General features: G+C 57.5%; 7 protein-coding genes. 6 read left to right on the forward strand and 1 reads right to left on the reverse strand.

What is annotated here, in order from left to right; all coding sequences use genetic code 11:
* Positions 1 to 4: 4 nt before the first annotated feature.
* From lonC to EL26_RS20465, 3 genes are read left to right on the forward strand one after another with little or no spacing between them, the layout of a single operon-like run.
* Complete coding sequence (gene lonC / locus EL26_RS20455; protein ID WP_038093571.1) at positions 5 to 1,948, forward strand: Lon family ATP-dependent protease; 1,944 nt, start codon at positions 5 to 7, stop codon at positions 1,946 to 1,948.
* Between the two features lie 23 nt (positions 1,949 to 1,971).
* Positions 1,972 to 3,312 (forward strand): replicative DNA helicase, encoded by a 1,341-nt coding sequence (dnaB, locus tag EL26_RS20460; protein WP_038093573.1) that lies wholly within the window; start codon positions 1,972 to 1,974, stop codon positions 3,310 to 3,312.
* On the forward strand, positions 3,309 to 3,908 hold the full coding sequence (locus EL26_RS20465) for a hypothetical protein (RefSeq protein WP_152559348.1): 600 nt from the start codon (positions 3,309 to 3,311) through the stop codon (positions 3,906 to 3,908). The genes dnaB and EL26_RS20465 overlap by 4 nt, the downstream gene beginning before the upstream one ends.
* Positions 3,909 to 3,952: 44 nt before the next feature.
* Here the strand turns inward: EL26_RS20465 and EL26_RS20470 are convergent, their stop codons facing one another.
* Positions 3,953 to 4,876 carry a nitrilase-related carbon-nitrogen hydrolase gene (locus EL26_RS20470; RefSeq protein ID WP_052036635.1) on the reverse strand — a complete coding sequence of 308 codons (924 nt, stop codon included), beginning with the start codon at positions 4,874 to 4,876 and terminating at the stop codon, positions 3,953 to 3,955.
* A 251-nt stretch (positions 4,877 to 5,127) separates the two neighbouring features.
* Here EL26_RS20470 and EL26_RS20475 point away from each other — a divergent pair, with 251 nt between their 5' ends.
* The 3 genes from EL26_RS20475 to EL26_RS20485 all read left to right on the forward strand — a co-directional run.
* Positions 5,128 to 6,411: an adenylosuccinate synthase gene (locus EL26_RS20475; RefSeq protein WP_038093577.1), complete on the forward strand. Its 1,284-nt coding sequence runs from the start codon at positions 5,128 to 5,130 to the stop codon at positions 6,409 to 6,411.
* Positions 6,412 to 6,577: 166 nt separating this feature from the next.
* Positions 6,578 to 7,105 carry a hypothetical protein gene (locus tag EL26_RS20480; protein WP_152559349.1) on the forward strand — a complete coding sequence of 176 codons (528 nt, stop codon included), beginning with the start codon at positions 6,578 to 6,580 and terminating at the stop codon, positions 7,103 to 7,105.
* A gap of 183 nt (positions 7,106 to 7,288) precedes the next feature.
* Positions 7,289 to 7,517, forward strand: a 229-nt coding sequence (locus EL26_RS20485) for a hypothetical protein (RefSeq protein WP_038093579.1), incomplete at its 3' end; no start/stop codon positions are given.

Raw genomic sequence — 7,517 nt, forward strand, 5'->3', positions numbered from 1 at the left:
ATCTATGATCAAAAAACTGCTTACGAAACTCAATCGAATTCCCGGCAGCAAACTTCATGAAAAGTTGGAGAACGAAGATGCGGTCCGTCGTCAGGTTACCGCTCTGTTTGGGGTTCTGAGCAGTATCTATGGACCGGACAAATTGGTGTTGCGCGCCGGGAAACTGGATGCGTTGACGCTGATGCGCTCTTCGAGCGTGGAAGACCGCGTGCTGGCGTTGCAGCGCATCGTGTTTGAGAACCCGGGCCTCGACGAGCAGCCGACGCCGGAGCGCATCCCGGAAATTCTCAACGAGGTCGAAGAGGCACTCGCCGACTTCCTCGCCCGCAAAAGCGTGGAGGAAGACATCGAGCGCCGCGTCAACGACCGCATGCAAGAGAAGCACGAGGAATATATCAAGGAAATTCGCACGCAGCTGGTCAAGGAGCAATCCGGCCCGGAGAACGCGCAGACGCTCAAGAAGTACGCGCGGCTGGAGAAGCTGGAGACGGTCAAACTCTCGAAGTCGATGTTTGAAGCGGTGCGCCCGCAAGCGATGGAGCAGATCGTCGGCCAAGAGCAGGCGAAACGCGCGTTGCTCTCGAAGCTGGCGAGCCCCTTCCCGCAGCACATCATCATCTATGGGCCGCCGGGCGTCGGCAAAACGACGGCGGCACGGATCGCGCTTCAAGAAGCGGCGCGACTTTCTTCGACGCCGTTTGAAACGAACGCTCCGTTTGTGGAAGTCGACGGCACGACGCTGCGTTGGGACCCGCGCGACATCACGAACCCGCTGCTCGGTTCGGTGCACGACCCGATCTACCAAGGCGCGCGCCGCGATTTTGCGGACACCGCCGTTCCGGAGCCGAAACCGGGCTTGGTGACCGACGCGCACGGCGGGATTCTGTTCATCGACGAAATCGGCGAACTCGACGCGATGCTGCAGAACAAGCTCTTGAAAGTGCTGGAGGACAAGCGGGTTTCGTTTGAATCGCCGTACTACGATCCGGACGATGTCAACGTTCCGAAGTACATCAAGAAACTGTTCGAAGAGGGCGCACCGGCAGACTTCGTGCTGATCGGTGCGACCACCCGCGACCCGTCGGAGATCAATCCGGCGCTGCGTTCGCGCTGTGCGGAGATTTTCTTTGAACCGCTCGTGCCCGATCAAGTGGAGACGATCGTGCAGGAAGCGGCGGAGCGTTTGCAAGTGCAGTTGGAAGAGGGCGTGGCGTCGACGATCGCCCGCTACACCATCGAAGGACGCAAAGCGGTGAACTTGCTCGCCGACGCGCACGGTCTGGCGGTGTACCGCGCAGGCGGCACGGCGGAAGATGCGATTGCGATCTCGCAGCACGACATCGACGAAGTGTTGCGCATGAACCGCATGGTGCCGTTTGTGAAGGACCGCGAAACCGTGCAGTCGGAGATCGGCAAGATCTACGGCTTGGGCGTGGCGGGCTTCCTCGGCTCGGTGTTGGAAATCGAAGCGGTCGCGTATCCGGCTGCTGAAGCGGGCAAGGGACGCATGCGCTTCAACGACACGGCGGGTTCGATGGCGAAGGACTCCGTGTTCAACGCCGCCGCCGTTTTGCGCCGCATCACGGGCAAAGACTTGCAGGATTATGACATTCACGTCAACGTCGTCGGCGGCGGACGCATCGACGGACCGTCGGCGGGTGTCGCCATCACGATGGCGATCTACTCGGCTTTGACGGAGAAGCCGATCCCGCAAAACTTGGCGATCACCGGCGAGATTTCCATTCAGGGAAAAGTGAAGCCGGTCGGCGGCGTGTTTGAGAAGATCTTCGGCGCACGTCAAGCCGGAGTGACTACGGTGTTGGTTCCGTATGACAACCGCCGCGATGTGCCGACCGACACGGGCGAAGTGGCCGTTCATTGCGTGCAAAGCATTGAGGAAGTGCTGCAGCTCGTGTTTGCCGGTTCGGAAGTGATCATCGCGAGCTAAGGTTTTACGCAGGAGGAGATCGGATGCAAGAAGAGTTGGTCGAACGAGTCCCTCCCCAGCATATCGAAGCGGAACAGGCGGTGCTTGGCGCTGTCATGCTCGAAGCGGACGCCATCGTCACCGTGCAAGAGATGTTGAGCGTGCCGGACTTCTACCGGAAGTCGCATCAACTCATCTACGAAGCGATTCTTCAACTCGCCGAATCGGGCGAGCCGGTGGACGTTGTCACCGTGTCGAAGATGCTGTCTGACAACGGGCAGATTGAAGAAATTGGCGGGGTCGCGTACCTCGCCAATTTGGCGAACAGCGTTCCGACAGCCGCCAACGTCGACCATTACGCGTCGATTGTGAAGGAGAAGTCGGTTTTGCGCCGCCTGATCAACACGGCGACCAAAATCGCCGCCACGGGGTACCAAGGCGGCGACGTCAACGAGATGATCAGCGACGCCGAGAAGCGAATCATGGAGATCTCCCAAGCGGGGAGCATCAACAAAGGATTCACGCAGATCAAAGACGTGCTGCTCGATACGTTTGAGCGCATCGAGTTTCTCTATAACAACCGGGGCGGCGTCACCGGGATTTCTTCCGGTTACCCCGACCTCGACCGCATGACCAACGGGTTTAACCGCTCCGACTTGATCATCCTCGCAGCCCGTCCGGCGGTGGGGAAGACCGCGTTTGCGCTGAATTTGGCGACGAACGTGGCGGCACGAGCGGGGCAAACCGTTGCTATTTTTTCTCTGGAGATGGGCAAGGAACAGTTGGTGCAGCGGATTCTCTGCGCCGAAGCGAACATCGACGCGGGGCGGATGCGCTCCGGGATGCTCGACGAAGACGATTGGCCGAAGTTGACGATGGCGGTCGGAGCGTTGTCCGAGACGCCGATTTTTATCGACGACACGCCGGGGATCACGGTGCATGATATTCGGGCGAAGTGCCGCCGTTTGAAAGCGGAGCACGGGCTCGGGCTGATCTTGATCGACTATCTGCAGCTGATCTCCGGCAGCGGCCGTTCCGACAGCCGTCAGCAGGAAGTCTCGGAAATTTCCCGTACGCTGAAGCTGATCGCCCGTGAATTGGACGTCACCGTGATTGCGCTGTCGCAGCTCTCGCGTTCTGTTGAGCAGCGGCAGGACAAGCGCCCGATGATGTCCGACTTGCGGGAATCCGGTTCGATCGAGCAGGACGCCGATATTGTTTCCTTCCTCTACCGGGACGATTACTACAACCCGGAATCGGAGCGCAAGAACATCGTAGAGTTTATCATCGCTAAGCAGCGTTCCGGTCCGACAGGGACGGTGGAATTGGTGTTCTTGAAGAACTTCAACAAATTCGTTTCGCTGGAAAGGGCGCCTGGAGCATGAGTAACCGGAACTGGGACAATCCCGATTGGCATGAAGGCATGACCCTTCCCAGCCGCAAAGATAAGCATAAGAGGAAAAAAACCAAGCAACCCAAGCAGCGTGCAGATGTGCAAGAGCACGCGGCTCTCCAAGAAATCCAACAGGCGAGGGAAGAGGCTACGGCGACTTCGGCTGTTGTGGCTCCCGTTCTGGAGCCGGACGAGCGCGATTTGCTTTTGTCCCCCGCACCTGCTCGTGCCGAGGAATCAGCAGGGACCGACGGCGAGTTGCAGCCTTTTTTCTCGACGTGGCAACGGGTGTTGCTGTGGACGGGCACGGTGCTCGTGACGATCGTTGTGCTCCTCTGGGGCAAGATCGGCTACGTCCACCACATCCCGGACCTCGTGCGCGACAACGTGCCCGCGTACCAGCACGACGCCGGATACCTCGTCCTGAAACCGTGGTGGTTCGGTCCGCCTGTGCTGGATTTGAACACGTACGCCCGCGATACGGAACGCCCCGACTGGGAGCTCTACAAAGCCCGTCTCGGCGATTACGCCGCCATCGTGGACAACCCGTACATCCTCTGGAAGTTTGCAGAGGACCCTTTGCAATAAAAAACCGGCCTCCCAAGCGGAAGCCGGTTTTTTGTCGTATGCACTTACAGCGGAAGTTCCAGGTCCTCCAGAGGGTTCCTCTGAACGACTTCCTTCTGCTGTGCCGGTTCCCAGATCATGTTCGCGTACTTGATCAACTTCGGGTTGATCACCGCGTAGAACATGCCGCTGCCCGACGTTTCCTCAAAAATCAACGGAGCCCCGTTCGGCTCAAACACGTTCGCATACCCGCCGCCTGTCGCAAACAGTTCGCGGTCGCGGTCGGTACGGCACACCAAGTTGACGATCTCTTGCGTCACCGCCGTCGAAGCTGCGATCACAAACGATTGGTTGCGCAGCGCGTACGCTTGAGCCAGTGCCGCGTTCGCCCCCTGTCCAAGCGAGTAATCGAGTCCCAACGAGAAGCCCGGATACGCCGCGATGTGCACTTGCTCGCCTTGATCGGCCAGCAGATCCGCGTTGCCCGGCATCGTGTGCTCCCAGCTCAGTTGACCGCCCAAGTCGCTGAGCTCCGTCGGCACGACAGTCATCGTGCCCGTGGTGCCCGGCTCCCAAATCATCGTCTCCGGCCCGGTCAGACGAACTTTGCGGTGGCAAAGCGGAATCTCGCCTTCGTTATTCACAAACAGCAGGGAACTGTACAACTTCTCGCCTTCGCGCTCCGTGATCCCCATCACGACATGGATGTTGTGCTCGCGAGCGGCTTGGCAGAGTTCCTGCGTCTCCGCGCTGTCGAGAGTCAAACTGTCATAATACATCCGAAGCGTCAGTTCCACTTGATCCGGTTGAGAACGCAGCCACACCCAGTACGGATAGCCTGGCAGCCACGATTCCCCAAATACGATGAGTTTTGCACCGTTCTTCGCTGCTTCCTCCATCAACCCGATCGCTTTCTTCAACGACTTTTTAAGATCCAGATAGACCGGCGGTTCCGTGACAACCGCTGTCAGAAACGAGGTGTTCCTCATGTCCTCACCCTACCTTTAGATAACCTTAATTAAACACTGTTTCCCTTATTTTAAATCATCGCACAAATAAGTGACTGTAGACATGGGCCGAAAGTATCAATTTCTTAAACACGAACAATCCCCCTCAAAACATCAAGATATGTTCGAGTTTTTCGTTGACATCCTTTGGATTCCTTGCTACACTCAATATGTTTTCTTTACGAGTAAGCCCGGCATCGGTCGGGTACGATATTTTTTGGAGGTGTTGCTGTATGGCAACGGTAGTTGTTGTCGGCACCCAATGGGGCGACGAAGGCAAAGGGAAAATCACGGACTACCTGGCAGAGAAAGCGGGCGTCGTCGCGCGTTACCAAGGCGGTAACAACGCGGGCCACACGATCTGGATCAAGGGAATCGAGTACAAACTGCACCTGATTCCGTCCGGTATCTTCTACCCGGAGAAGATCTGCGTCATCGGCAACGGCATGGTCGTCAACCCGAAAGCCCTCGTCAGCGAATTGAACTATTTGAAGGAGAAGGGCGTTTCGACCGAAGGCCTTCGCATATCGGACCGCGCGCACCTCGTGCTTCCGTACCATCTCAAACTCGACGAGCTGGAAGAAGAGAGCAAGGGCGACGCGAAAATCGGCACCACGAAAAAGGGCATCGGCCCGGCGTACATGGACAAAGCAGCGCGCATCGGCATCCGCATGGTCGATCTGCTCGACGCCGAAGAGTTCGCGTCCGCGCTCAAGCGCAACCTGCACCTGAAAAACGATCTGCTCGTCAAACTCTACGGCGCAGAACCGTTCAACTTTGACGACATCTACAACGAATACCTCGGCTACGCAGAGATCCTGCGTCCGTACATCACCGACACATCCGTCGTGCTGAACGAAGAGATCGACAAAGGAACGGACATCCTCTTCGAAGGCGCTCAAGCGTCCATGCTCGACATCGACCAAGGGACCTACCCGTACGTCACGTCTTCGAACCCGGCGGCAGGCGGTGTCACGATCGGCTCCGGTGTCGGCCCGACCAAGATCAACAAAGTCATCGGCGTCGTCAAAGCGTACAGCACCCGCGTCGGCGACGGCCCGTTCCCGACGGAGTTGCTCGACGAAACCGGCGACTTCATCCGCAACCAAGGCCGCGAATTCGGCACCACGACGGGCCGCGCTCGTCGTTGCGGCTGGTTTGACGCGCTCGTCGTCCGCCACGCGCGTCGCGTTTCGGGTCTCGACGGCATGGCGCTGACCCGCATCGACATCCTCACCGGTCTTGAAGAACTGAAAGTCTGCGTCGGCTACGAGTACAACGGGGAAACCCTCCGTGAAACGCCGACCTCGCTGAAAGTTCTAGGCCTTTGCAAACCGATCTACGAAACGCTTCCGGGCTGGTCCGAGGACATCTCCGGCGTGCGCTCCTACGACGAACTGCCGGAAAACGCCAAAGCGTACATCCGCAAGCTCGAAGAAGCAACCGGTGTGAAACTTGCGATCCTCTCCGTCGGCCCGGGCCGCGAGCAGACGATCCCGGTTGTGGACATCTACTAAGCCTTTCTTGAACAGCAAAAAGCCGCCTCGCTGTGAGGCGGCTTTTTGCTGTTTGGATAAGAGAAGCGTCACAACTTCGTCAAAACTTTCAAAGGGAAAACTAAGACAATCCCCGCAATAATGAAGGGAAGCAAGAGAGCTTCTGCATGCGAGGAGGATGAACAACGTGAAAAAGTCTCTGAAATGGACCCTTGCCGTCATCGTTGTACTCGTCATTGGCGGGGCGGCAGGCGTGTACGCGGAGGCATCCGCTTCAAATAAAGCCGCGTCCGACCAGAACCAAAACCAACAGCCAAACAAGCCTTGGGGCAACGGACAAGGCAAGGGCGGACGCGCCGGAATGGGGCAAACAAGCTTCCAGCAAAACACCGAACTGCAAACCCTGCTCAAACTCTCAGCCGACGATTTGACGTCGCAACTTCAAGCGGGCAAGACGCTTGCCGAAATCGCCAGCGCCCAAGGCGTGGACAAACAAGCGGTGGTCGACCTGCTCCTCAAACAAGAGACAGCGCGTCTGGACCAGCAGGTCAAAGATGGCAAGATGACCTCCGATCAAGAGGCACAGATGAAAACCAACCTCTCGCAACGCGTCGAGGCGCAAGTGGACGGCAAGGGTTTTGGCGGCCCAAGAGGCGGCAACCGCGGATCTCGCAACGGCCAACAGGATGGCCAGAATCAAGGACAAAACCAGTAAGCCCCTGCTTCTGCTACTCAACAATAGAACTCCAGAAGGACCGCCGACCCCCCGGCGGTCCTTTCGTTTGATATTTGACAGGAAGACACAACTTGGGCAAATTTTTCAAATGGAAATCAAAAAAAAGCCCCGCATAATGAGGACATAAGCAAGACACCCCCAAACGAAAAGAGGCTGATTCTTATGAAGAAGATCTCGAAATACGCAATCGCATTCGCTGCTGTAGTCGCTCTCGGAGGTTCTGCAACGCTGGCGATGGCAGACACTCCGGCGAACGCAACGACGAACTCTACCACCGCTCAAAATACCCAAACTCCTCAACAAAAAGGCAACCACCCATTCGCCAAAGGACACGGCGGATTTGAACTCCAAAACAACACCGACTTGCAAACCCTGCTGAAACTCTCCGCTG

Source organism: Tumebacillus flagellatus (genome assembly GCF_000714935.1).
GTDB lineage: Bacteria > Bacillota > Bacilli > Tumebacillales > Tumebacillaceae > Tumebacillus > Tumebacillus flagellatus.

Bases quoted from the DNA above. Each gene is read 5' to 3' on its own strand.
- EL26_RS20470 (WP_052036635.1), bottom strand. From the start codon at position 4,876: ATGAGGAACACCTCGTTTCTGACAGCGGTTGTCACGGAACCGCCGGTC.
- dnaB (WP_038093573.1), top strand. From the start codon at position 1,972: ATGCAAGAAGAGTTGGTCGAACGAGTCCCTCCCCAGCATATCGAAGCG.
- EL26_RS20475 (WP_038093577.1), top strand. From the start codon at position 5,128: ATGGCAACGGTAGTTGTTGTCGGCACCCAATGGGGCGACGAAGGCAAA.
- EL26_RS20465 (WP_152559348.1), top strand. From the start codon at position 3,309: ATGAGTAACCGGAACTGGGACAATCCCGATTGGCATGAAGGCATGACC.
- lonC (WP_038093571.1), top strand. From the start codon at position 5: ATGATCAAAAAACTGCTTACGAAACTCAATCGAATTCCCGGCAGCAAA.